Origin of the sequence: Streptomyces sp. NPDC007084, from assembly GCF_040703595.1 — a bacterium.
Classification (GTDB): Bacteria; Actinomycetota; Actinomycetes; order Streptomycetales; family Streptomycetaceae; genus Streptomyces.
In genome coordinates this window covers 157683-181335 of the sequence record NZ_JBEYFY010000008.1, presented here as the reverse complement: position 1 = coordinate 181335, position 23653 = coordinate 157683, and the positions used below count along the sequence as shown (strand labels likewise).

The following is a 23653-nucleotide window of genomic DNA, read 5'->3' as shown; positions in this document are numbered from 1 at the left end:
ACCCGCCACCGGAACCCTACGGACCCTCCACCCGGATGCCCAGCGCGGCGGCCAGCACCGGGGCCAGGTCCAGAAGCTGGGCCGTGCCGACCACCGCCCCCGCCAGCCGGTCCACGCCCCGCGCGATATCCAGCTGCGCCGCCGCCCGCAGGTCCACGTCCGTCAGCGTCGCCCCCGTCAGGTCCGCGCCCCTCAGGACGCAGTCCACGAACTCCACGCGCTCCAGGCGCGCGCCGCCGAAGTCCGGCTCGACCAGCACGCAGCCCTCGAAGACGACGTCCTTCAGCCGCGCCGTCCGCAGGTTCAGATAGTCGATCTTCCCGCCGCGCACCACCACCCGCTCCAGCACCGAGCCGTACAACCGCGTCCCGCCGAGCCGCGCGTCGACCAGCTCGACGTCCCGCAGCGTCGCCTCCGCGAGGTCGGTGCCCACCCCCCGTATCCCCGTCAGCACCGAGTCCAGTACGCGTGCCCGGTGCAGCCGCGTCCCGTCCAGCGCGCAGCCCGTCAGCGCGCAGTCCATGAAACGGGCGCCCCCGCCGTCCTGCCCGGCGAAGTCCGCGTCCCGGAAATCCAGCCCGTCATAGTCGCCGTCCGGCTCCAGCTCCCCGCCGCCGAACGGCTCCAGCGGAGGCAGCCGCAGCTCGGGCCGCCGGGCCCCCTTCACTCCCCCGCCGGACGCCCGCGCTCCGGCCCCGCCCGCAACTCTCCTCGCCATCCCCCCATCCTGCCCTCCCCCACTGACAAACGCCCTGGCCTGCGGGAACCAGGGCCGAACCCGGTTCATGTCACATTCCGGGGTTCTCGATCGGTCTTCATCGCAGACAGGCCCCGAGCCAGACCAGAGGAGACCTCCAGCCATGGACCGCATCACCGTCATCGGCGGCGGCTTCGCCGGACTGACCGCCGCGATCACCGCCGCCGAGGCGGGCGCGAAGGTCACCGTTCACGAGGCGCACCACACCCTCGGCGGGCGCGCCCGGACCGCCGAGGGCCCCTACCGGACCAACGAGGGCCCGCACGCCCTGTACAGCGCGGGCCCGCACTGGACCTGGCTGAAGCAGCGGGACTTGATCGGGCCGCTCGCGCCGGTCCCGCCCCGGGAGGCCGCCCGGCTGCGGCTGCGCCACAAGGGCGTGCTGCGCCGCACCCCGCCCTTCGCCATGCTCAAACTGCTCCGGCGCTCCTGCCAGCAGGCGCCCGCGGACGTCGACTTCCTGACCTGGGCGACCGGTCAGGCCGGCCCGGAGGGCGCGCGGGCCGCCGCCAACTACGCCGCCGTCGCGCTCTTCCACCACGACCCGGGGTCGCTGTCCGCCGCGTTCGTACAGGAGCGGCTGCGCCGCGCGATGCGGCTGCCTCCGGAGGCGAACTGTCCCCGGGGCGGCTGGGCCAACGTCATCGACCGGATGGCGGGGCGGGCATGGAACCTCGGCGTCCGGATGGAGACGCTGACCCGGGTGGACCGGGTGCCCGTGGGCCGGGGACCGGTCATCGTCGCCACCTCGCTCGCCTCCGCCCGCGCCCTGCTCGGCGACTCCTCGCTGCGCTGGCCGAGCGGCCGTACCGCCCTGATCGACCTGGCGCTGAGGAGCCGGCGCGGTGACGCGTTCGCCGTGTCCGACCTGGACGCGCCCGGCTGGATCGAACGGTTCACCGCCCGCGACCGCACCCTCGCGCCGGCCGGCGAGCAGCTCCTCCAGGGGCAGATCCCGATCGCGCCGGACGAGACCGGGGCCGACGGGGTGGCCCGCGCCGAGCACCTGCTCGACCTCGCCTTCGAGGGCTGGCGTGAACGGGTCACCTGGCGGCGGGAGTCGGTGGCGAGCGGGCGTACGGGCGCGGTCGATCCGCCCGGCACGAGCTGGCGGGACCGTCCCGCGATCGACCGCGGGGACGGCGTCTACCTGGCCGGGGACCAGGTGGCCGCGCCCGGCGTCCTCTCGGAGGTCTCCTTCAACAGCGCCCTGGAGGCGGTCACCCTCGCCCTCCGCCTCCGGCAACCCCTTGACCTCAAGCAAGCTTGAGGTTGAAGAGTGGTGATCACCGGGGTGCCTTCCATCGCCGGGCGCCGAGTGGGCCGCACCCCGATAGCCGGGCCCCACGCCCCCAGGTGGGCCACCCCCTGCGCCCCGACCCCAAGGAGCCCCATGTACGCCATCCGACTGCACACCTTCGGGCCCCCCGAGCACCTGGTTCACGAGCGCGTCGACGATCCCGTGCCGGGGCCCGGGCAGGTGCGGGTCGCCGTGCGGGCCGCGGGAGTGCATCTGCTGGACGCCGCGCTGCGGGAGGGGATGCGCGGCGGACCCGCCCCGGCGCCGGCCGCGCTGCCGACGATTCCGGGGCGGGAGGTGGCCGGAACCGTCGAGTCCCTCGGCGAGGGGGTCGCGCCCCTGTGGCTCGGCCGCCGCGTCGTCGCCCACCTCGGCTTCGCCCCCGGCGGCTACGCGGAACGGGCCGTCGTGGACGTCGACCGCGTCCACGACATCCCGGAGAACCTGGACTTCGCGCAGGCCGTCGCCATGATCGGCACGGGCCGTACGGCGCTGGGGATCGTGCGGTTCGCCGAGCCGGGGCCCGCCGACGTGGTCCTCGTGCCCGCCGCGGCCGGCGGCATCGGCACCCTGCTCGTGCAGTACGCGCACCACCGGGGCGCGACCGTGATCGGCCTCGCGGGCGGCGCCGGGAAGGCGGCCCGGGTCCGGGCGAACGGCGCGGACCACGCCGTCGACTACACCGAACCGGGCTGGGCGGAGAAGGTCCGCGCCCGGCTCGGCGGCCCTGTGGCGACCGTGGTGTACGACGGGGTCGGCGGCGAGGTGGCCCGCGAGGCCGTGGCGCTGCTCGGGCCGGGCGGCCGGCACCTCGTCTTCGGCTGGTCCGCCGAGGGCATCCGGGACGGCTCCCCGTACCTCGTGGAGGGCGTGTCCGAGCAGGTGCTCGGGCCGGTGATGCTGCGCCGGGCGGGCGGTCCCGACCCGCTGCGGACCCTGGAACTGCGCGCGCTCGCGGAGGCCGCGGCCGGACGGCTCAGGCCGGCCGTGACCCGCTTCCCGCTGGCCGAGGCCGCCGCCGCGCACCGTGCCCTGGAGAACCGGGCGACGATCGGAAAGGTGGTGCTGGAACCATGACCCCCAGCTCTTCGCGGCCCCCAGCCCGCCCCGGCCCTCCGAGCCCTCCGAGCCCTCCGAGCAGGCCGGACGGCAGGTCCGGAATGGGGCCTTCGTCCAAAGATGCGACCCATGCCGATCCATGGTCTTCTGAGCGGATGAGTGTCACCCGGACAGGCGAACCCCGTGTCCCCACAGGTCAGGACACCCACCGCTGGTGGGCCTTGGTGATCATCGCTCTCGCCCAGTTGATGGTCGTGCTGGACGCGACGATCGTGAACATCGCGCTCCCCTCGGCACAGAGCGATCTGCACATGTCCGACGGCAACCGGCAGTGGGTCATCACGGCCTACACCCTCGCCTTCGGCGGTCTGCTCCTGCTCGGCGGGCGGGTCGCGGACCTCGTCGGCCGCAAACGGACGTTCATCATCGGGCTGATCGGCTTCGCCGGCGCCTCGGCGCTGGGCGGCGCGGCGACCACGTCCGCGATGCTCTTCGGCGCCCGCGCGCTCCAGGGCGCGTTCGCCGCGCTGCTCGCGCCCTCGGCACTGTCGCTGCTGACGACGACGTTCACCGATCCGAAGGAACGCGGCAAGGCCTTCGGCATCTACGGCGCGCTGGCCGGCTCGGGTTCGGCGATCGGTTTCATCGCCGGGGGTCTGCTGACGGAGTACCTGGACTGGCGCTGGTGCCTGTACGTGAACATCCCCATCGCGGTGATCGCGGTGTTCGGCGCCCTCGCGCTGCTGCACGACCGGCCGGGCCACAAGAACGTCCGGCTCGACGTGCCCGGCGCGATCCTGGGCTGCGGCGGACTGGTCGCGATCGTCTACGGGTTCAGCGAGGCGGAGCCGCGCGGCTGGTCGGACCCGGTGGTGCTGGCGCTGCTCATCGGCGGTGTCGTCCTGCTGGCCGCGTTCGTGTGGTGGCAGAACAGGGCGCCGAGCCCGCTGCTGCCGCTGCACATCATCAAGGACCGCAACCGGGCGGGCTGCTTCCTGACGATGGGCCTCGCGGTCATCGGCATGTTCGGCGTGTTCCTGTTCATGACCTACTACCTCCAGGTCGTCCTCGGCTACTCGCCGGTGAAGACCGGTCTCGCCTTCCTGCCGCTGACCGTCGCGATCATCATCGGCTCGACGCAGATCTCCGCCCGGCTGCTGCCGCATCTGCCGCCCCGGGCGCTGATGGTGCCGGGCATGATCCTCGCGGCCGGCGGGATGCTGTTCTTCACCCAGCTCACCGTGGAATCCGACTACGCGGGCGAGCTGCTGCCGGGCCTGCTGCTGCTCGGCCTCGGCATGGGCCTGACCTTCATGCCGGTGTTCGCGACCGCCACCGCCGGGGTCGCCCCGCAGGACTCGGGCGTGACCTCCGCGACGGTCAACACCTCGCAGCAGGTGGGCGGTTCCATCGGCACGGCCCTGCTGAACACCATCGCCACCACCAGTACGACGGCCTACGTCGCCGCCCATCTCCGTAATCCCGCCCAGCGGGAGCTGGTCGTCCGGGAGGGCGTCGTGCACGGGTACACGGTGGCCATCTGGTGGGCGGTCGGCATCATGCTGCTGGCGGGTCTGATCGCGGGCCTCATGGTCACGGCCAAGCCGCCCAAGCACGCCCCCACGGACTCCCCGGTCCCGGAGCCCGTGCCCTGACCGACGGCACCGGCAGCGACGGCAGCGACGGCGCAGGCAGCAACGGCGGCGAACCGACGGCCGCCCGCCCGAGGGCACGGCCGCCCGCCCGAGGGCTCAGTGCCGGCCCGCCACCCGGTCCGCGAGCCGGGCGAGCCGGGAGGACTCGACGCTGGGCGTGGTGAGTTCGCGCCGGTCGGCGGTGCGGTAGGTGGCGTACATGCCGTGCACGCCGATCCAGCGCAGCGGCTCCGGCTCCCACTTGCGGACCCGGTGGTTCACCCAGGGCAGTCCGGTCAGTTCGGTGGGGCCGCCCTGGCCGGAGTCCTGCTGGACGAGGTCGCGCAGGGTGCGGGCGGCGAGGTTGGTGGTGGCGACACCGGAGCCGACGTAGCCGCCCGCCCAGCCGAGGCCCGTGGAGCGGTCCAGGGTGACCGTGGCGCACCAGTCGCGCGGCACCCCGAGGACCCCGGACCAGCCGTGCGCCACGCGCACCCCGGCCAGCGACGGGAAGAGGCGTACGAGGATGTCGTCTAGGGCGTCGATGGTGGCCCGCTGGGTGCGGCCGTCGTTGTCGGTGCGCGAGCCGAAGCGGTACGGGACACCGCGTCCGCCGAGCGCGATCCGGCCGTCGGCGGTGCGCTGGGCGTACATGTAGGCGTGCGCCATGTCGCCGAGCGTCTCGCGGCCCTCCCAGCCGATGGCCGCCCACTGCTCGTCGGTGAGTGGTTCCGTGGCGATCATCGAGGAGTTCATCGGCAGCCAGGTGCGCTTCTGGCCCTTGATGTTCGCGGTGAAGCCCTCGGTGCAGCGCAGGATGTAGGGGGCGCGGACGGTGCCGTAGGGCGTGACCGCGTGCTTCGGGCGGATCTCGGTGACCGGCGTGTGCTCGTGGATGGTGACGCCGAGCGCCTCGACGGCCGCGGCGAGGCCCTTGACCAGTTTGACGGGGTGCAGCCGGGCGCCGTGCGGCGTCCAGGTCGAGCCCACCGCGTCGGCGACCCGGATCCGCTCGGCGGTCTCCTTCGCCCCGTACAGCTCGCGGTCCTTCTCGCCGTACGACAGCTCGTGCGCGTGGAAGGCCTTCAGCCGGGCCAACTGGGCCGGTGTGTAGGCGACTTCGAGGACGCCGCCCTGGTGGATGTCGGCCTCGACGCCCTCCTCGGCGGCCACCCGGACGACCTCGTCCACGGTGTCGTTCATGGCCTGCTGGAGGCGGACGGCCGCCTCCTTGCCGTGCAGCCTGGCGTACCGGTCGCGTCCCGCGATGCCGTTGTAGAGCCAGCCGCCGTTGCGCCCGGAGGCGCCGTAGCCGCAGAACTTCTGCTCCAGGACGGTCACGCGCAGGAAGGGCGCGGCCTTCTTCAGGTAGTACGCGGTCCACAGTCCGGTGTAGCCGCCGCCGACCACGACGACGTCGGCGGTCGCGTCGCCGGTCAGCGGTTCCCGGGTGGCGGGGAAGCCGTCGTCCGCGTACCAGAAGGAGATGCCGCCGTTCACGGCGTGGTCTGCCGAGCTGCTCATGAGCGGGACGTTAACCCCTGAACGCGCCCACTGTCTCCTTCGGATTCCATGCTTTTCCCCGCCCTCTGACCAGCGGATAACAGGCGAGACCGATCAGTACGGAGGTGAAATGCCCGAGATCGGTGAAGGTGCGCCCGGTGGCGAAGGGGAGCCCGTAGACGGCCAGGACGATCACCAGATACGGGTACCGCCAGGGCGTCGCGATCCGGTAGGCGAGCACGCCGATCACCCCGGCGAGCGCGTAGCTGACGCCGATGTCGAGGGTGTCGGAGGCGGACTGCGGGGCCATGCCGTGCCGGATCGCCCAGAGCAGCGCACCCTCGCTGATCAGCGTGGACAGCACGTGCGCGGCGGCGTTCACGGCGAGCCAGCGGGCGGTGCCGAGCCAGCGTTCGGCGGGCGCCTGGAAGAGCGTGTAGAGCGCGGCGTACGGCAGCCAGCGCCCGCCGTCGATCCACATCGCGCTGGCGATCAGCACCCGCACCGGGTTGCTCGACAGCTCGTGCAGGTTGGTCGAGCGCTGCCGCAGGAACCGCGCTTCGAAATCCGGAGACATGTGGTGCATCGCGACGGTCGTGACGAACAGGACCGCCAGCCAGATGTACGTGCCCGGGGCGCCGCGCACAAAGGTCCACACCCTGTGGACAACCCGCTCACCGCGCATGGTCAGCTTCACCCATGCCGGTAGTGTCCCTTATGCGGCCAGTGTTCCGACGACATTCGGAACCATCTGGTCCGGTTCAGGCCACCCCGGTGACGCGTCACATCCATGGCTCGAACACGTGAATCTCACGTTCGGCCGAGTGTTCTTAACGGACAGTCGCTACCCTCCGGTGCCGTGAGGGTTACGGGTGGTGCGGACGTGGTGCGTTTTTCCTTACTGGGCCCGCTGCGGGCCTGGCGGGGCGGGACGGAGCTGGTGCTCGGCTCACCGCAGCAGCGGGCGGTGCTCGCGGTGCTCCTGCTGCGCGGCGGGCGCGCCGCCACCGCCGGGGAACTCGTGGCCGCCGTCTGGGGTCCCGCGCCGCCGGCCGGCGCCGTCCCCATGCTGCGCGCCTACGCGTCCCGGCTGCGCGGACTGCTGGAGCCCGGCCGCGCCCCGGGAACCCCGCCCCGGCTGCTGGTCTTGGCGGGCGACGGCTACGCGCTGCGCACCGAGCGGATCACCAGTGACCTCGGCGTGTTCGAGGAGAGCCTCGCGCAGGCCGAGCGGCGCCGCGCGGCGGGCGACAGCCGGGGCGCGGCCCGGCTGCTCGGCAGCGCGCTGGCCCTCTGGCAGGGCCCGGCGCTGGGCGGGGTGCCCGGCCCGTTCGCCCGCGCGGAACGGGCCCGGCTGGCCGAACGGCGGCTCGGCGCCCAGGAGTACCGGCTGCGCGTGGAACTCGAACTCGGCCGCCACGAAGCCGTGTTGCCGGAGCTGCGGGCGCTGCGCGAGGCACAGCCGCTGCGCGAGGCGGTCAGCGAACTGCTGCTGGTCGCGCTGCACCGCTGCGGCCTGCGGGCCGAGGCCCTGGACGTGTACGCGCGCATCCGCCGCACGCTGGTGGAGGAACTGGGCATCGAACCCGGCCCGTCCCTGCGCGCCGCCCACGCCCGGCTGCTGTCCGGTGCCCCGGACCTCGCCCCACCGCCCGTACCCGCCCCGGCCGCCACCTCGGCCGGCTCCGCGACCGAGGCCACCGACGCGACCGACCCGACCGACCCGACCGACGCCACCGGCATCTCCGCCGTCCCGCCCCACGACACCGGCACCGGACCGGACGGCGGACACGGCACCGGACCGGGCGGCGGCACCGGCGGCGGCGGAACCGGCACCGGCACCGGCGGCACCGGCGGCACCGGCGGCACCGGCCCGGCGGACGACCCGGGCGCCACCGTTCCCGTACCGGCCAGGGGCGATGTGCACCCCTCCCAACTCCCGGCGGATCTCGCGCTGTTCACCGGCCGGGACACCGAACTCGCCCGGGTGGAGGCCTTGCTGCCCGCCGGGGAGCACCCGGACACCGCGGTCATCGCGCTCATCAACGGCATGGCGGGCGCGGGCAAGACCACCCTGGCCGTGCACTGGGCGCACCGGGTCGCCCACCGCTTCCCCGACGGCAGCCTCTACGTCAACCTGCGCGGATACGCCCAGGGCGGCTCCGCCATGCACCCCTCCGAGGCGCTGGAGACCTTCCTCGTGGCGCTCGGCGTGGCCCCGCAGGCGGTCCCCGAGGGGCTCGACGCGCAGGCCGCCCTCTACCGCAGCGTCCTCGCCCGGCGCCGCGTGCTGATCGTCCTCGACAACGCCCGCGACACCGAGCAGATACGCCCGCTGCTACCCGGCACCCCGGGTTGCCTGGTCGTCGTCACCAGCCGCGGCCGGCTGACCGGACTGGTCGCGGGACACGGCGCCCACCCGCTCACCCTCGGCCCGCTGACCGGCGAGGAGGCCCGCGCGATGCTCGCCCGGCGGCTCGGACGCGGCCGGGTCGAGGCCGAACCGGCGGCCACCGACGCCATCGTGGAACTGTGCGCCCACCTGCCGCTCGCGCTGGCCGTGGTGGCCGCGCGGGCCGCCCACCACCCCGCGTTCCGGCTCGCGGACATCGCCGCGGAACTCCGCGAGAACCACGGCAGCCTGGACGCCTTCACCGGCGGTGACGCCCGCACCGACGTCCGCGCCGTCTTCTCCTGGTCGTACCAGGCGCTGCCGCCCCGGGCCGCCGCGCTCTTCCGGCGGCTCTCCCTGCATCCCGGGCCCGACATCGGCACCGCCGCCGCTGCCGCCCTGGCCGCCGGGCCGGTCCGCGCGGTGCGCGCGCTGCTGAGCGACCTCACCGGCGCCAGCCTGCTCGGCGAACACGCCCCCGGCCGCTACGCCTTCCACGACCTGCTGCGCGCCTACGCGGCCGAACTCGCCGACGCCGAGGACGGGCCGGAGCAGCGCGCGGCGGCCCTGCGGCGCCTGCACGACCACTACCTGCACACCACCCACCACGCCTCCGCGACCATCAGCCCGCTGCGCGAGACCCTTCCCCTGCCACCTGCCACAACGGACAGCGCGCCGCTGCGGTTCACCGGCCGCAAGCAGGCCATGAACTGGCTGCGCGCCGAACGCCACGTCCTGCGCGCCGTCGTCGAGCAGGCCGCCGCCAACGGCCACGAGGACCACGCCTGGCGCACCGCCGTCGGCCTCGACCTCTACTTCGACCGGCTCGGCTTCTGGCACGACCTGATGGAGATCAACAGTGTCGCGCTGCGCGCCGCCCGGGCCGTCGGCGACCGCACCGGCGAGGCGCACGCGCTGCGCGGCATCGGCTTCTTCCACACCCGGTTCGCGCACGCCGCGGAGGCCCGCCGGGACCTCGGGCGCGCGCTGGAGCTGTTCCAGGCCGAGGGGGACGCGTCCGGCGAGGCCCGCACCCGGCGCTGCCTGGCCTACCAGGCCAACGGCGAGGGCGGGTTCGACGTCGCGCTGGACCACTACGCGCACGCCCGGGCGCTGTACCGGAGCGAGGGCAGTACGAGCGGCGAGGCGATCGTCCTGAACGAGGTCGGCTGGACGTACATCCTGCTCGGCGAGCACGACAAGGCGCTGGAGCACTGCGAGAAGGCCGTCGGCCTGCACCAGGAGACCGGCGACCCGGTCGGGGAGGCCGCCGCGCAGGACAGCGTCGGCTACGCCCACCACCAGCTCGGCCAGTACGGCGCGGCCGTCGAGCGTTTCGAGCGGGCGGTGGCGCTGTACCGGGAGATCGGCGACCACTCCCTGGAGGCCGACACCCTGCGGCACGCGGGGGACGCGCACCTCGCCGCGGGCGACCGGGAGACGGCGCTCACGGCGTTCCGGACGGCGCTGGCCCTGCTGGAGGAGACCGGCCATCCGGAGGCCGCCGGGCTGCGGGAGACCCTGCGCGGCCTGGAGGGGACGGAGAACGCCTGATCAGGCGGCGGCGGAACGGGGGACGGCGGGCTGAGTGGTGGCGGAACGGGAGCTGGCGGGACGGGGGGTGGCGGGCCGGGCGGTGACGGGACGGGGGGTGGCGGCCCGGGCGGTGACGGGACGGGGGGTGGCGGCCCGGGCGGTGACGGGACGGGGGGCGGCGGGTTCGTCCACGGCGACGCCTCGCTCGCGCAGGGCCAGCCGGAGACTGCGCAGGGCGTAGTACACCCGGGACTTGACCGTGCCCTGCGGGATGCCGAGCACGTCGGCCGCCTCCTGGGTGGTGCGGTCCGCGAAGAACGTCGCCTGTATGACGTCACGGTGGGCGGGGGTGAGCGCCTTCAGCGCCTCGCGCACCACGATGGACGACAGCATCTGCTCGATGTCGTCCATCTCGGCGCCCAGTTCGTCCAGCCAGGTCGCGCCGCCGATCTCCAGCGGGCGCGCCATCCGCGTCCGGTGCCCGTCGATGACGAGGTTGCGGGCCACCCGGAACATCCAGGGGCGTACGGCCATCCCCTCGCTGTCGCCCAGGTTCCGCTTGTTCCAGCAGCGCAGCAGCGTCTCCTGGATGACGTCCTCGGTGCGGTGGGTGTCCCCGTTGAGCATGCGCAGCACATACGTGTAGAGCGCGGGGCCGTGTTCCAGGTAGAGGTCGCGCAGCGCCCGTTCCTCGGGGGAGACCGCGTTCGCCGATCCGATGACCGTCACGTTCATGGTGTGCTCCTGTTCCTTGGGAATGGCCGGCCCCGTGGGGGGTACGAGGAGCCGGGGCCTCCGGGGGAACGGAGTGTTCCGAGGGGTGTTCCACGTTCGTTTGACGTCGGTTGTACGGACCGATGGACGGCCAGGTCGGGACGGGTGTGACCAGAGGTACGCGTGAGGTTTGCGTCCCATGGGCCGGAGATCAGACGTAGGCCGCGAGCGCCTCCACCTGTCGGCGGACCTGGCGGACCAGCGCCGCGTAGCCCGGGGGCAGCAGGCCGTTGCGCTCCAACGAGGCCCACATGTGCAGCAGTTCACGGCCGTGCGCGACCACCGCCCGGTCGTCGTCGAGCTGCTGCCAGGCCGCCGCCGCCCGCGCCACCTCCGCCGGGGCCCTGCCGTCCCGGGCCCGGCACCGGATCCGGGCCACGGCGAGCGCCAGCACGATGGCCTCGCGGTGGTCGCCGCGCAGGTGGGCGAGGTAGGCCTCGACGGCCCGGGCCTCCACCGCGTGCGGATGCTCGGCGCCCATCGACTCGGTGAGGCTCTCGCGCAGCTCGGTCGCGTCGTCGAACGCCTCGTCCAGCAGGCCGGCGGCGGCCAGCCCGTTGATCCGGCCGATCCGCTCGGTCAGCCAGTCCGGGAAGTCGCTCCGCACGGCACGCACCGCGACGGACGCCGGGTCCGGCACCTCGGCCCGCGCGGCGGCGGTCGCCCGCGCACGGGCCACGGCGGTCGCGACGGCGGAGGCGGTGGCGGCGGGGGACGGGGGGATGACGACGGCGGTGGGGGCGGGGGCGCTGAACTCCGTTGGCGCTGGGGCATGTTCGGGCGGGACCGAGGTGAACTCCGGTGATATCGGGGCCGGTTCGGCTTCCGAGGTCGCCGCCGGGGCCGGGGTTGGCGGGTCCGCCGGGGTTGGCGGGTCCGCCGGGGTTGGCGGGTCCGCCGGGGTTGGCGGGTCCGCCGGGGTTGGCGGGTCCGCCGGGGCCAGGGTCGGCGGGTCCGTCGGGGCGAGGACGTGGCTGGAGCCGTCCGGGAGGACCTGGAGGTCGAAACGGACGGCGTCCGGACCGTCGTACACCGTCGCCTCGACCGCCCCGCCCCGCTCCTCCGCGTGAGCCTGCAACCGGTCGAGCACGGCCTCGTGCACGGACTGGCCCGGCGCGGGGACCAGGGTGCGTCCGTCGATCTCGGCGATCCCCTCACCGGATATGTACACGTCGAAGTGGGCCATCGCTGTCCTCCTCATGCGGCGGGGCCGGTCGTGGTGGCGTCCGGGTCGGGGGTGACGCCGGGAGTGGCGCCCGAGGGCGGGGCGCCGATCCCCTGGTACTTCGCGAACTGGGCGCGGACCGCGAGGACATAGCCCTGGGCCTCGTTGGTCTGCGGCACGCCCTTCGCCGCCTTGACCGCGTCCATCCCGACGTCGTACGCGGCCAGCGCGAGGTCGAGCGAGGTGTTGCTCGCGCCGTCCTCGCCGGTCTCCTGGATCGCCCCGTCGTCAATCAACTGCTGGCCCTGCTTGGCGAGTTCACACATGTAGCGGCCCTGCGCCATGATCGAGTCCTCCGCGTCCAGGGCGGAGGTCTTGCCGTTGTCGTCGTCGTCCTTGCCGTACTGCGTGAAGATCTCGGGCGGCAGCTGGGAGATGCCCTCCTCGCCGTTCGGGCCGACGAGGGTCTTGTTGAAGCCGGACTCCTTCTCGATCTGCGAGGCGATCACGATCGGGCCGATCGCGCCGCACAGTTCGCCCGCGTTCTGGATCGGGTCGACCAGGTCCTCGGGCACGGTCGTGGTGTCCAGCTGCCCCTTGCCGTCGCCCTGGAAGATGCTGAGCGTCTGGTCCGCCGTGTCCTGGCTCGGCGGGTCCCCGCCGCCGCCGTGGAACAGCAGATAGAGCGCGATGAGCGGGGCCAGCAGGACGCCGAACCCGCCCAGCACCACCACCACGACGAGGGTGCCCGCCAGGGCGAGCGGCGACAGCAGGCAGCCGCAGCCGGTGCCCGCGATGATGCCGTTCCGGACGGCGGTCGACGCACCGCCTTCTCCGCCTTCTCCACTCATGGCGCCCGCCTTCTTCCCCACACCTTGAACCGCTGTGGCCACGAGACCCGTTGTGCTGTCCGACGGGCTCGTCAGATCCAAACGGCGCCCAGGGCAAATAAGTTCACACCAGTGGAAAACAGATGAGTCAGCGCAGCGGATTCACGAGCGAAGAGGGGGGCGGGGCACACATGGGCACTCCTTCGGCAATGCCGTCGGGCCCGGGGGCATGGGTACGGGGACCGAAGAACCCACCGCCGGTTCCTCCGGACCCACGGCCCGCTCCGGACACCGATGGGACGGTCCCGCCGGCCCAGCAAGCCCCACCGGCCCAGCAGGCGCAGCAAGCCCCACCGGTCCAACAGGCCCAGCAAGCCCCGCCGGTCCAACAGGCCCAGCAAGCCCCACCGGTCCAACAGGCCCAGCAAGTCCCGCCGGTCCAACAGGCCCCGGCGGTCCAGCAGGCGCCGGGGGCTCCGGTCGGACAGCCCGTGCCCCCGCAGACCCAGGCCCCGCACACTCCGTTCCAGGCTCCCCAGCCCCAGCCACAGCCACAGCCGATGCCGCAGCCGACGCCGGTCCAGGCGCCCCCGGTCCAGGCGGCACCGGCGACTCCGGTTCAGGCGGCTCCTGTTCAGTACGCGGCACCCCCGGCCCAGGTGGCGCCCGTACAGACGGCCCCCGCGCAGGCGGCTCCGGTCCAGCCCGCTCCCGTACAAGCCGCTCCCGTGCAGTCCGCTCCCGTACAAGCGCCCCCCGCCCCCCGTAAAGCCGCCGCCCCGCGTCCCAAGGCGGCTGCTCCCGCCCGGCGTTCGGCGCGGGGTGGTGGCGGGGAGGCGGCCTGGGGGCAGGCGGCCAAGCGGCCCCGGCCGGTGCGCGGGGGCTCGCGTGACGAGGTCGGGTGGGTGAAGGCGCACGGCGGGTCCGGCGCGACCTCGCTGGTGGAGGCCTTCGGCGGGGTCGACGTGGGCGCCCGCTGGCCCGACCCGGCCCGCGGCGAACCGCGCCGGATCGTGCTGGTCGGCAGGACCAGCGCGCGCGGACTCCAGTCCGTATCGCAGGCGCTCGGCGCGCTGAAAGACGGCAACGCCCCGCAGGGACTCGACCTGCTCGCCGTGGTCCTCGTCGCTGACGCCCCCGGACGGCTGCCGCTCACCCTGCTGCGCCGTATCCGCGTGCTCCGCTCGGTCACCCGCGTGCACCGCGTGCCGTGGATACCGGCCTGGCGCACCGGCGGCCGGCCCAGGTCCGTTCCCCGGCAACTCGCCACGCTCGCCAAGCTGGTGGGCGGCGACCTCTACGGCGAGGGAGCCGCGTCGTGAGCCAGATCCTCCCGGACGGGCGGTTCCTCGCCGCCTACACCCCGCCCGTGGAGGCCGACACGATCCTCGGCCTGCTCGCCTGGTGCGCCTCGGCGTGCGGGGTCGGCGGACTGATCATCGTCGGCATCCAGATGGCGCTCCAGCTCCGCCGGGGCGACCCCGGCGAGGGCGGCGAGCACTTCCGGGGCGTCTTCTTCGTGACCCTGAGCTGCCTGGTCGCCACCTGCGCCGGGCCGCTCGTCGCGGCCCTCGGCAGCCTCCAACTCCTCGGCCCCTGAACCGGTCCGACCCCGCACCACCTTCGCGCACCACCAGTCATCCAGTCGCCCACCGCTCGCGCGGGCGCCGATTCCTCGGAGATCCCCATGTCCTCTCTGCTCTTCGAAGCCTCCAACTTCCTGGCCTCCGGTGTCCCCCAGCCGGCCCGCAACGCCCCCGGTGAGCTGACCACCAAGGTCAACACGGTCCTCGGCATAGCCGCCTGGGCCGGCACCGCCGCCGGTGTGGCCGGTGTGCTCATCACCGGCGCGATGATGGCCGTCTCGGTGAAGCGCGGCGAGAGTTCGGAGCACATGAGCCGGCTCGGCATGGTCCTCGGCGGCTGTGTCCTGGTCGCCACCGCGGGCCCGCTGATCAGCTTCGTCTTCGCGTAAGCGGGCGCCGGTCGTGATGTTCAAGCGCAGGGAGCGCCGGCTCGCGGAGTCCGGGCCGTACTACAAGCAGCGGAGCTGGCAGCTGTCCGCGGGGTTCCTCGGCATCGTGGTCGTGGTGGGCGGGATCGTCAGCCTGCTGTCCGGCCCGGGCGGGGGCGCCGGCACCGCGAACGCCGCGGCCACGACGGGACCCCTGTCGAAGGCGTCCGCCACGAAGGACGGCCGGCCCGCGGGCTGCGGCACGGACGACAGCGCCGGTTCCGCGCTGCCGAAGGCCGCGCCCAAGGACGTGACCTGGCGCACCCTCGGTGTCGCGCGGGTGCCGGTCTCCGCCTCGGCCGGCCCCACCCTGATCCAGGGGCCGCTGTGGTGGTGCTACGCGCACACGCCCGACGGGGCCGCGCTGGCGGCGCACATCATCCCCTCGCAGATGAGCGGCTCGCACTGGCGCACCGTCACCGAACAGCAGGTGGTGGCCGGGCAGGGACGCGACATGTTCGAGTTCCAGCGGGCCACCGTCGCCAACACCGACGAGCAGAGCGGCGGTACGGCCGTCGCCACGTACGTCGGCTTCACGGTCACCTCGTACACGGAGTCGGCGGCGACCGTGCGGCTGCTCCTGAAGAGCGCCCAGGGATACGCGGCGACCACCATCTCGCTGCGCTGGAGCGGCGGCGACTGGAAGGTGCGGCCCGACGACAACGGGTCCCTGCACACCCCGGTGTCCACCGTCCAGAGCACCAACGGCTTCACCCTCTGGGGGGTCTGACGTGAACTGCACGTCCGGAAATCCGGTCATCGACCTGGTGAAGGGCTTCTTCAGCTTTCTCGGCGACCCCATCGGGACCATCGTCGAGCTGATCGCGAAGACCATTCTCGCGGGCGCGGTCGCCGTGTTCGCGGCGCTCACCACCAACGTCCCGACGCTGGAACAGACCCAGACGTCGAAGGACATCAGCGGCGACACCCAGTGGATCGTCGTCTACCTGGCCGTCGGCTCGCTGCTCTTCGCGGCCTGCCGGATGGCCATCGAACGCAAGGGCGACGCGGGGCGCACCGCGCTCAAGGGCATCATGCGGGTGGTGCTCGTCTCGGGTGCGGCGACCACCGTCGTGGTGGCCGCCGCGTCCGTCGGCGACAGCTACTCCAACTACCTGTTCAACAACGCCGTACGGGAGTCGCTGAGCAACGTCGGCGCCTGTTCGGACGGCAGCGGCATCCAGTCGTTCCTGCTGCTGGTCCTCGCGTTCCTGCTGCTGATCTCCGGCATCATCCACACGATCCTGATGTACATCCGGCTCGGCGTCATGATGCTGCTGCTCGGCACGCTTCCGCTGGCCGCGGCGGCGTCGATGACGGACTGGGGCGCCGGCTGGTGGCGCAAGCACGTCGGCTGGATGATCGCCTGGCTGCTCTACAAACCCGCGGTCGCGCTCGTCCTCAACGCGGGCATGGCGATGATCAACTCGGGCAAGAACAGCGGCACGGGTGACACGGCCACCATCAACACCCGGATCGCCGGTATCGGCGTGATGCTGCTGTCCGCGATCGCGCTGCCCGCGCTGCTGAAGCTGATCGTGCCGGCCACCGCCGCGATGGGTACCGGCAACCCCATGTCGAGCATGGGGCAGGCGGGTTCCAACCTGGCCAGCGGCGCGGTCCAGCTCGGCGGCCGGGGCGGCAGCTCCGGCGGCGGCGCGCAGGTCGGCCCGAGCGGGGCGACCGGGTCCGGTGGCTCGTCCGGGTCCGGCGGCTCGTCCGGCTCGGGCGGTTCCTCCGGCGCGGGTGGTTCCTCCGGAGCGAGCGGCGAGGCGGGCGCGGCCGGGTCGAGCGGCGCGAACGGCGCGGCTGCGGCGGGCCGGGCCGGCGCCTCGGGCGCGGGCGCGGCGGGCAGCGGAGCCGCGGCGGCGGCAGGCCCGGCCGGGGTCGCGGTACTCGCGGCGGTGGCCGCGGCACAGGTGGCCAGTTCCACGGTCTCCGGCGCGGTGGAGGGCGCCGACGGGGAACTGGGCAACAACAAGTGACCCGGCCAACCGGGCGCCCGGTGCCTTCGGCACTTGCTCCCCGGGCGCCGACGACTCCGGGCGCCTCCACCTCGTACTCCCCCGGAGAGCCGGTGACCGGCTCCCGTACCTGATGACCGGCCCCCGTACCCGATGGGACGGGGTGTCCGGACCCCGTCCCTGATGGCCGGACCCCGTACCTGCCGGGCCGGGCTCCCCGCGCCCCGGCCCGCGCCCTGGCCAGTGCCCCGGCACCGAGGCCGGCCTCTGACCGGCCGTCGGGCTCCCTGTCCCCCCGGGGAGCCCGGCGGTCTTCGAACCGCCGCGTCGCGGTGCCCGTCACCTCACGAAGGGAAACCGGACTCATGTCCACCGAAGCCGCCACCCATCCGACCTACGGGAACTGGCGCAGGCCACGGCGCCCGGGGCTCGGACCGCTCGGGCTCGTCGGCACCTTCGGGGTGTTCGGCGGTCTCATCGTCACCCTGCTCGCGTCGCTGATCTCGCTGTACGCGGCGCTGGTCGTCCTCGTCCCGGTCGTGCTGTTCCTCGTGCCGCTGGCCATCCGCACCCAGGACGGCCGCAACGTCTACCAGCTCATCACGCTGCGCGTCGGCTGGTGGCGCCGGAAGGCCAAGGGCGCCCACCTGTACGTCTCCGGGCCGCTGTCCGCCCGTCCCGGCGGCCGGTTCCGCCCGCCGGGGCTGCTCAACAAGGTCACCGCGACCGAGGGCCGGGACGCCTACGACCGCCCGTTCGGCGTGCTGCACCACCCGGTCCGCAACCTGTACACGATCGTCCTCGGCTGCGACCCGGACGGCGGTTCGCTCATCGACCCGGACCAGGTGGACGTCTGGGTCGCGCTGTGGGGCGAGTGGCTGGCCAGGCTGGCGCACGAGCCCGGCCTGCGCGGCGCCTCCGTGATCGTGGAGACCGCCCCCGACCCGGGCACCCGGCTCGCCCACGAGGTGCTGCCGCGTATCCACCCCGACGCCCCGCCGGCCGCCCGTGCCGTGATGGAGGAGGTCGTGGAGCGGTACCCGAGCGCCTCCTCCGAGATGCACACGTACATCACCCTGACCTACGGCGTCCCGCCGGGCCAGCGGCGCAAGAAGGACGACGTCATCACCGACCTCGCCATCCGCATCCCGGGCCTGCTCAGCGGGCTCGTCGCGGCCGGCGGCGGCGCCGCGTACCCGCTGTCGGCGGAGCGGATCGCCGAGGTCGTCCGGGTCGCCTACGATCCCGCGGTCGCCGCCGACGTCCTCAACGCCCGTGCGCAGCAGGGCGGAACGGGCCTGGAGTGGGACGACGCGGGCCCGGCCGCCGCCGTCGAGACGGTGAACAGCTATCAGCACGACTCCGGCGTCTCGCGGACCTGGCTGCTGACGCTCGCGCCGCGCGGCACGATCCGCTCCTCGGTGCTCCGGGGCATGCTGGAGGCCGCACCCGGCACCCGCCGCAAGCGGGTCGCCCTGGTCTACCGGCCCATCGACCCGGCCACCTCGGCGCGGATCGTCGAGGCGGACCGGCGCAGCGCCCAGTTCATGGCGACCTCCGGCAAGGGCATGGTCCAGGCCCGCGCCGCCTCCGAGGTGCGGGCGGCCGAGCAGACCGCCGCCGAGGAGGCGTCCGGCGCCGGACTCGTGGAGTTCTCCCTGATGCTGACGGTCACCGTCGACACCATGGAGGAACTGGCGGACGCGAGCGTGACCGTACGGAACCTGACCGCGGCGTCCCGGGTGCTGATGCGGCCGGCCGACCGGATGCAGGCGGCGGCGTTCAGCTGCACGCTGCCCGCCGGCATCCTCCCGTGGGAACAGACCCTCATCCCGCACGAGTTGCAGGAGGCGCTGTGAGCCGCCGCCGCGAGGAGAAGCTCGCCGAGCGGGCCGACCGGCTCGCCGAGGAGCAGGCGTCCCGGGCGCCGGCCCCCGGCACCCTCCCGTCCGGCACCCCGGCCCCGCCGGACAAGGACGGCCGCCCCCGCAAGTCCGGGAAGGCCGAGAAGTACGGGAAGGCCGGTAAGCCCGGCAAGCCGGGGCAGTCCGGGAAGGAGAAGGCTCCCGGGAAGACCAAGGAGCTGTTCGTCCCGCACCGCGGCTGGTACGGCGTCGGCGGCGGCCGGGTCGGCTACATGGACCCGCCCACCATGTGGCGCGCGACCACCGTGCAGGCCTGCGGCATGTGGCCGTTCGCGGCCGGCTCCGGCTCGCCGATGACCGGTGTGCCGCTCGGCCAGCACCTGTTCACCGGCGCCACGGTCTGCGGCGACCCGCTGTCCTGGTTCACCCGGGCCCGCTACATCTCCAACCCGTCCCTGTTCATGCTCGGCATGCCGGGCCTGGGCAAGTCCACCCTGGTCAACCGGATGCTGATCGGGCTGGCGGCGACCGGGGTCGTCCCGCTCGTCCTCGGCGACCTCAAGCCGGACTACGCCGACACCGTGCGCGCGCTCGGCGGCCAGGTCATCTCCATCGGCCGCGGCCGGGGCGGCATCAACGTCCTGGACCCGGGCGCGATGGGCGCCGCCGCCGCGCGGATCGGCGGCGAGGCGGGCGAGGTGCTGAAGGCCGAGGCGCACGGCCGTGTACTGAACATGGTCGCGGCCCTCGTCACCATCGTGCGCGGCCGGCCGATGGACGACCACGAGCAGTCCGTGCTCTCCGCCGTCCTGCACCACCTGCGCGAACGCACCCCCGAGGGCCGTACGGTGCTGCTGCCCGACGTGCTGCGGGTCCTCACCGAGGGCCCGCCCCGGGTCCGTGCCGTCACCCTCGACCGGGGTGACGACACCCGCTACCGGGACGCCGTCGACCCGCTGCACCGCTCGCTGCTCGGCATCCTCGACGGCCCGCTCGGCGACACCTTCGCCTCCGAGACGTCCACCCGCATCGACCCGAACGCGCCCGCCGTGTGCATCGACATCTCCGGCATCGGCGAGGCCGACACCCAGCTCACCGCCGCCGCGATGCTCGCCGCCTGGTCCGACGGGCTCGGCACGGTCGCCGCCTCGCACGCCCTCGCGGACGCCGGACTCGCGCCCCGCCGCTGGTTCTTCACCGTCCTCGACGAGCTGTGGCGACCGCTGCGCGCGGCCTCCGGCATCGTGGACCGCATCGACGCGCTCACCCGCCTCAACCGCTCGCTCGGTCTCGGCGACGCGAAGATCACCCACACCCTCAAGGACGCCGAGGCCCTCGGCACCGACGCGGACCGCGCCAAGGCGCGCGGCTTCGTGGAGCGGGCCGGCATGGTCGTCTGCGCCGGTCTGCCGCGCACCGAGATGGAGGACCTCGGCAAGGTGGTCGGCCTGTCGCGGCGCGAGATCGAACTCGTGTCGTCGTGGTCGTCGCCGCCCGGCTGGGGCGTGGGCGGCGACAACGAGGAGCCGCCCGGCCGGGGCCGCTTCCTCATCAAGGTCGGTGGCCGCCCCGGTATCCCCATCAAGGTCGCCATCACCGACGCCGAGCGCCACCTGCACAACACCAACACCCGGTGGACGCCGAACGAGGACGCCGTCGAACAGGCGGCGGCGCGGGCCGCGCGGGAGGTCGCCCGCGCCGCCCAGGAGGGTGTCCTGCCCGGCGGACCCGGTGGCGGCGCCCTCCCCGGCGGGACGGGCGTCGAGGCGGCGGGCAGGTGGACCGCGTGAGCGCCCCGCACGGCAAGGGCGGAGGCGGCGGCGACCTGCACGACCTGCTGCCGTGGGCGATCGTCGCGGTCGCCGGCACCGGCCTGGCGGTGTTCACCGTCGCCTGGTCCGGCGGCACCCTCGGCTCGGGCCTGTCCGGCCACGGCTGGGACGCCCCGCCGTTCGCCCTGTCCACCATCGGCCGGCTGGTCTCCGACGGACCCGGCACGCTGTGGCCGGCCGCGCCCCCCGCCGCCGTCTACGGGGGCATGCTCGCCCTGCTGGTCCTTCTCGCGCTGCCCGTCGCCCTGGCCGTCCGGCTGTTCATGGACCGCTCGGCCCGCCCCAAGGGCCTGGCCGGCCGGCGTGAACTGGCCGCCATGTGCCCCAAGGGCATCGAGGCCCGCGCCCGCGAACTGCGCCCGGGCCTCAAGGGCCGCGACCGCGTCCACCCGGACGAGACCGGCAACCTGCTGGGCGACCTGGAGCCCAAGGGCCCCGAACTGCGCAGCAGTTACGAGGACGTGGAGCTGGATTTGATGGCGCCCCGCGCCGGCAAGTCCACCGGCATCGCGGTGCCCCGGGTGCTGCGCGCCCAGGGCGCGGTGCTGCTCACCTCCAACAAGTCCGACGTGTACGCCGTCACCCGCGCCGCGCGCGAACAGGCGGGCACGGTCTGGACGTTCGACCCGCAGGGCATCGCGCACACCCCGCGCGCCATGTGGTGGAACATCCTCGGCGAGTGCCACACCATCGAGGGCGCCCGCCGGATGGCCGGCCACTTCGTCGCGTCCGTCAACGACGACACCGCGAAGAAGGACTTCTGGATCTCCGCCGCCCAGAACACCCTGACCGCGCTGTTCCTGGCCGCCGCACGCGGAAAGGCCCCGCTGACCGACCTGCTGGCCTGGCTCGCCGACCCCGCCGACCGCACCCCGATCGACCTGCTGCGCGAGGTCCGGCTCGTGGCGATGGCCGAGCAGTTGCAGGGCACGGTGCGCGGCGCGGTGGAGACCCGGGACGGCATCTACGAGACGGCCCGGCAGACCGTCTCCTGCCTCCTGGACCCGGAGATCCTCGCCTGGGTCACCCCCGATCCGGACGTCCCCGAGTTCCGGCCCGACCGGCACGTCCTCGGCCACGACACGCTCTACCTGCTGTCGAAGGACGGCGGCGGCTCCGCGGCCGGGGTCATCGCCGGGCTCGCCGACGCGACGATGCGGGCCGGTGTCGTGGCCGCCGAACGCATGGGCGGCCGGCTCGACCCGCCGCTGACCGCGGTGCTGGACGAGGCGGCCAACGTGTGCCGCATCTCCGATCTCCCCGACCTGTACTCGCACTTCGGCTCCCGTGGCATCAACGTCGTGACCCTGCTCCAGAGTTACCGGCAGGGCGCCCGGGTGTGGGGTGAGGTCGGCATGGACGCGCTGTGGAGCGCGGCGACCATCAAACTCCTCGGCGCGGGTCTGGACGACGCCGACTTCGTCCAGAAGATCTCCACCCTGGTCGGCCAGCACGACGTCAGGACGCCGAGCATCTCGCGCGGCAAGGAGGGCACGTCACGGTCGTACTCCTACCGCCAGGAGGCCGTCCTGCCGCCGGACCGGATCCGCGCGCTGCCCAAGGGCACGGCGCTGCTCCTCGCGACCGGTGTGCGGCCGGCGCTGATCCGGCTGCGCCCCTGGTACAAGGAGCCCGGCGCCGGGGCCATCTCGGCGGCGGCGAAGGCGGAGACGGCGGCGATCACCGAACGGGCGGCGGCCCGGCTGCTGCCGGGGGTGACCCTGCACAAGCCGGAGCCCGGCCGGGACGCCGCCCCAGCGTGACTGTCCGCAGCAGCAGTTCGGCGGGCCCGTACCGCACCCGGCGCATCAGCCAGGCCCCGTAGGCGAGTTGGAGGGCGTACAGCAGGACGCAGCCCGCGAGGACGGTCGCGGTGCCGACCCGGTCGTAGAGGCCGAGGCCGTACCCGGTGAACACGCAGGCGAGGACGAGCGACTGGGTGAGGTACTGGCTGAGCGCCATGCGCCCGGAGGCGGCGAGCACGTCCGCCGCCGGGCGCACCGCCCCGGCCAGCAGCAGCACCCCGCAGGCGTACGACGCGGTCAGGGCGGGCGCGGTGAGCAGCGAGACGGCGTGCCCGACCAGGAACCAGCGGCTGTCCAGCGGCCCGTTCGCGCAGACGGCGGTGACCACCCCGCCCGCGAGGCCGACCGGCAGCCAGCGCAGCAGGGTCCGCCGCAGCCAGACCCGGTCCCGCCCGCGCCGCTCCACCAGCCGCGTCTTGGCCGCGGCGAGGCCCGCGAGGAACGCGGCCAGCATGTCGGGGGTGTACATCAGGTTGGCGCCGAGCGCCGAGGGCAGCTCGCGCAGATGCGCCCCGACCACCGAGCCGAACCCGCCCCGGTAGGCGGCGGCCAGGTCCGCGGCCCGGGGCGCGTACGCGGCGGCCGTGACCGGTTCGGTCAGCGCGACGGTCAGCAGGCCGTACCCGAGGAGCAGCACGGCCAGGCCCGCCACCAGACCGGCCGCGACCCGCACGGCCGTCCGGGGTGCGAGGCCGCGCAGCCCGTACAGGACCAGGCCGAGCGCGGCGTACGTCATCAGGATGTCGCCGGGGTAGAGCAGCACGGCGTGTACGAGCCCGAGGCCGAACAGGCCCGCGGTGCGCCGCAGATGACGGGCTCCGGCCGCGCCGGTGTCCGCCGGGCGGGCCGTGCGCCGCTCCAGGACGAAGCTGTAGCCGAGGAGGAAGGAGAACAGCTGGTAGACGGTGGTGGTCGCGGTCACCGCCCAGGCCGCCGCCCGGTCGAGCGCCGAGACACCGGGACCGCCGCCGAAGGCGGTGTAAGGGCCCGCCATGAGCTGGGCGTTGACGAGCAGGATCCCGAACAGGGCGAATCCGCGCAGCACATCGACGTCGGGGACACGCGCGGCGCCGACGGGCTCGCGGGCACGTGGGGTTCCGGTGGGCTCGCCGGCGCGCGCGGTCCCGGCGGGCTGGCGGACAGGCGGGGTCCCGGCGGGTTCTCCGGCACGCGCGGTCCCGACGGGCTGGCGGACAGGCGGGGTCCCGGCGGGTTCTCCGGCA

19 protein-coding genes are annotated in these 23653 nt (G+C 74.1%); 12 read left to right on the top strand and 7 right to left on the bottom strand.

Features of this window, described 5'->3' with window-relative positions:
• Positions 1–16: 16 nt before the first annotated feature.
• A complete protein-coding gene (locus AB0912_RS10540; RefSeq protein WP_366697821.1) occupies positions 17–718 on the bottom strand; it encodes a pentapeptide repeat-containing protein in 702 nt (233 codons plus the stop codon).
• Between the two features lie 142 nt (positions 719–860).
• Between AB0912_RS10540 and AB0912_RS10535 the strand changes: the two genes are divergently transcribed.
• The 3 genes from AB0912_RS10535 to AB0912_RS10525 all read left to right on the top strand — a co-directional run bounded on the left by AB0912_RS10535 (position 861) and on the right by AB0912_RS10525 (position 4771).
• A complete protein-coding gene (locus tag AB0912_RS10535; protein ID WP_366697819.1) occupies positions 861–2027 on the top strand; it encodes an NAD(P)-binding protein in 1167 nt (388 codons plus the stop codon).
• A gap of 123 nt (positions 2028–2150) precedes the next feature.
• Positions 2151–3134: a zinc-binding dehydrogenase gene (locus AB0912_RS10530; RefSeq protein ID WP_366697817.1), complete on the top strand. Its 984-nt coding sequence runs from the start codon at positions 2151–2153 to the stop codon at positions 3132–3134.
• Positions 3135–3271: 137 nt separating this feature from the next.
• The gene (locus tag AB0912_RS10525) at positions 3272–4771 is read left to right on the top strand and encodes a DHA2 family efflux MFS transporter permease subunit (RefSeq protein ID WP_366697815.1); all 1500 of its coding nucleotides are present in this window, start codon (positions 3272–3274) and stop codon (positions 4769–4771) included.
• Between the two features lie 96 nt (positions 4772–4867).
• Here the strand turns inward: AB0912_RS10525 and AB0912_RS10520 are convergent, their stop codons facing one another.
• Positions 4868–6274 (bottom strand): FAD-dependent oxidoreductase, encoded by a 1407-nt coding sequence (locus tag AB0912_RS10520; protein WP_366697813.1) that lies wholly within the window; start codon positions 6272–6274, stop codon positions 4868–4870.
• 10 nt (positions 6275–6284) lie between these two features.
• Positions 6285–6938: a rhomboid-like protein gene (locus AB0912_RS10515; RefSeq protein ID WP_366697910.1), complete on the bottom strand. Its 654-nt coding sequence runs from the start codon at positions 6936–6938 to the stop codon at positions 6285–6287.
• 198 nt (positions 6939–7136) lie between these two features.
• Between AB0912_RS10515 and AB0912_RS10510 the strand changes: the two genes are divergently transcribed.
• On the top strand, positions 7137–10199 hold the full coding sequence (locus AB0912_RS10510) for a BTAD domain-containing putative transcriptional regulator (RefSeq protein WP_366697811.1): 3063 nt from the start codon (positions 7137–7139) through the stop codon (positions 10197–10199).
• On the opposite strand, the gene AB0912_RS10505 is transcribed toward AB0912_RS10510, so the two are convergent.
• From AB0912_RS10505 to AB0912_RS10495, 3 genes are all read right to left on the bottom strand, one after another.
• The gene (locus AB0912_RS10505) at positions 10200–10916 is read right to left on the bottom strand and encodes a sigma-70 family RNA polymerase sigma factor (protein ID WP_366697809.1); all 717 of its coding nucleotides are present in this window, start codon (positions 10914–10916) and stop codon (positions 10200–10202) included.
• A 190-nt stretch (positions 10917–11106) separates the two neighbouring features.
• Positions 11107–12141: a hypothetical protein gene (locus tag AB0912_RS10500; RefSeq protein ID WP_366697807.1), complete on the bottom strand. Its 1035-nt coding sequence runs from the start codon at positions 12139–12141 to the stop codon at positions 11107–11109.
• 11 nt (positions 12142–12152) lie between these two features.
• Positions 12153–12971, bottom strand: a complete 819-nt coding sequence (locus AB0912_RS10495; protein WP_366697805.1) for a lytic transglycosylase domain-containing protein — start codon at positions 12969–12971, stop codon at positions 12153–12155.
• Between the two features lie 539 nt (positions 12972–13510).
• On the opposite strand from AB0912_RS10495, the gene AB0912_RS10490 reads away from it, so the two are divergent.
• The 8 genes from AB0912_RS10490 (at position 13511) to AB0912_RS10455 (ending at position 22388) form a co-directional block, all read left to right on the top strand.
• Complete coding sequence (locus AB0912_RS10490) at positions 13511–14272, top strand: hypothetical protein (protein WP_366697803.1); 762 nt, start codon at positions 13511–13513, stop codon at positions 14270–14272.
• Positions 14269–14550 carry a hypothetical protein gene (locus AB0912_RS10485; protein WP_366697801.1) on the top strand — a complete coding sequence of 94 codons (282 nt, stop codon included), beginning with the start codon at positions 14269–14271 and terminating at the stop codon, positions 14548–14550. The genes AB0912_RS10490 and AB0912_RS10485 overlap by 4 nt, the downstream gene beginning before the upstream one ends.
• Positions 14551–14637: 87 nt before the next feature.
• A complete protein-coding gene (locus tag AB0912_RS10480) occupies positions 14638–14925 on the top strand; it encodes a hypothetical protein (RefSeq protein ID WP_366697799.1) in 288 nt (95 codons plus the stop codon).
• Positions 14926–14941: 16 nt separating this feature from the next.
• A complete protein-coding gene (locus tag AB0912_RS10475) occupies positions 14942–15694 on the top strand; it encodes a hypothetical protein (protein ID WP_366697797.1) in 753 nt (250 codons plus the stop codon).
• 1 nt (position 15695) lies between these two features.
• On the top strand, positions 15696–16949 hold the full coding sequence (locus AB0912_RS10470; protein ID WP_366697795.1) for a hypothetical protein: 1254 nt from the start codon (positions 15696–15698) through the stop codon (positions 16947–16949).
• 344 nt (positions 16950–17293) lie between these two features.
• Entirely contained in the window at positions 17294–18787 is a 1494-nt protein-coding gene (locus AB0912_RS10465) for an SCO6880 family protein (RefSeq protein ID WP_366697793.1), read from the top strand.
• Between the two features lie 293 nt (positions 18788–19080).
• Entirely contained in the window at positions 19081–20583 is a 1503-nt protein-coding gene (locus AB0912_RS10460) for an ATP/GTP-binding protein (protein WP_366697908.1), read from the top strand.
• Complete coding sequence (locus tag AB0912_RS10455) at positions 20580–22388, top strand: TraM recognition domain-containing protein (protein WP_366697790.1); 1809 nt, start codon at positions 20580–20582, stop codon at positions 22386–22388. The genes AB0912_RS10460 and AB0912_RS10455 overlap by 4 nt, the downstream gene beginning before the upstream one ends.
• Here the strand turns inward: AB0912_RS10455 and AB0912_RS10450 are convergent.
• Entirely contained in the window at positions 22306–23475 is a 1170-nt protein-coding gene (locus AB0912_RS10450; protein ID WP_366697906.1) for a DUF418 domain-containing protein, read from the bottom strand. The two genes, AB0912_RS10455 and AB0912_RS10450, sit on opposite strands and share 83 nt — an antisense overlap.
• Positions 23476–23653 lie beyond the last annotated feature (178 nt).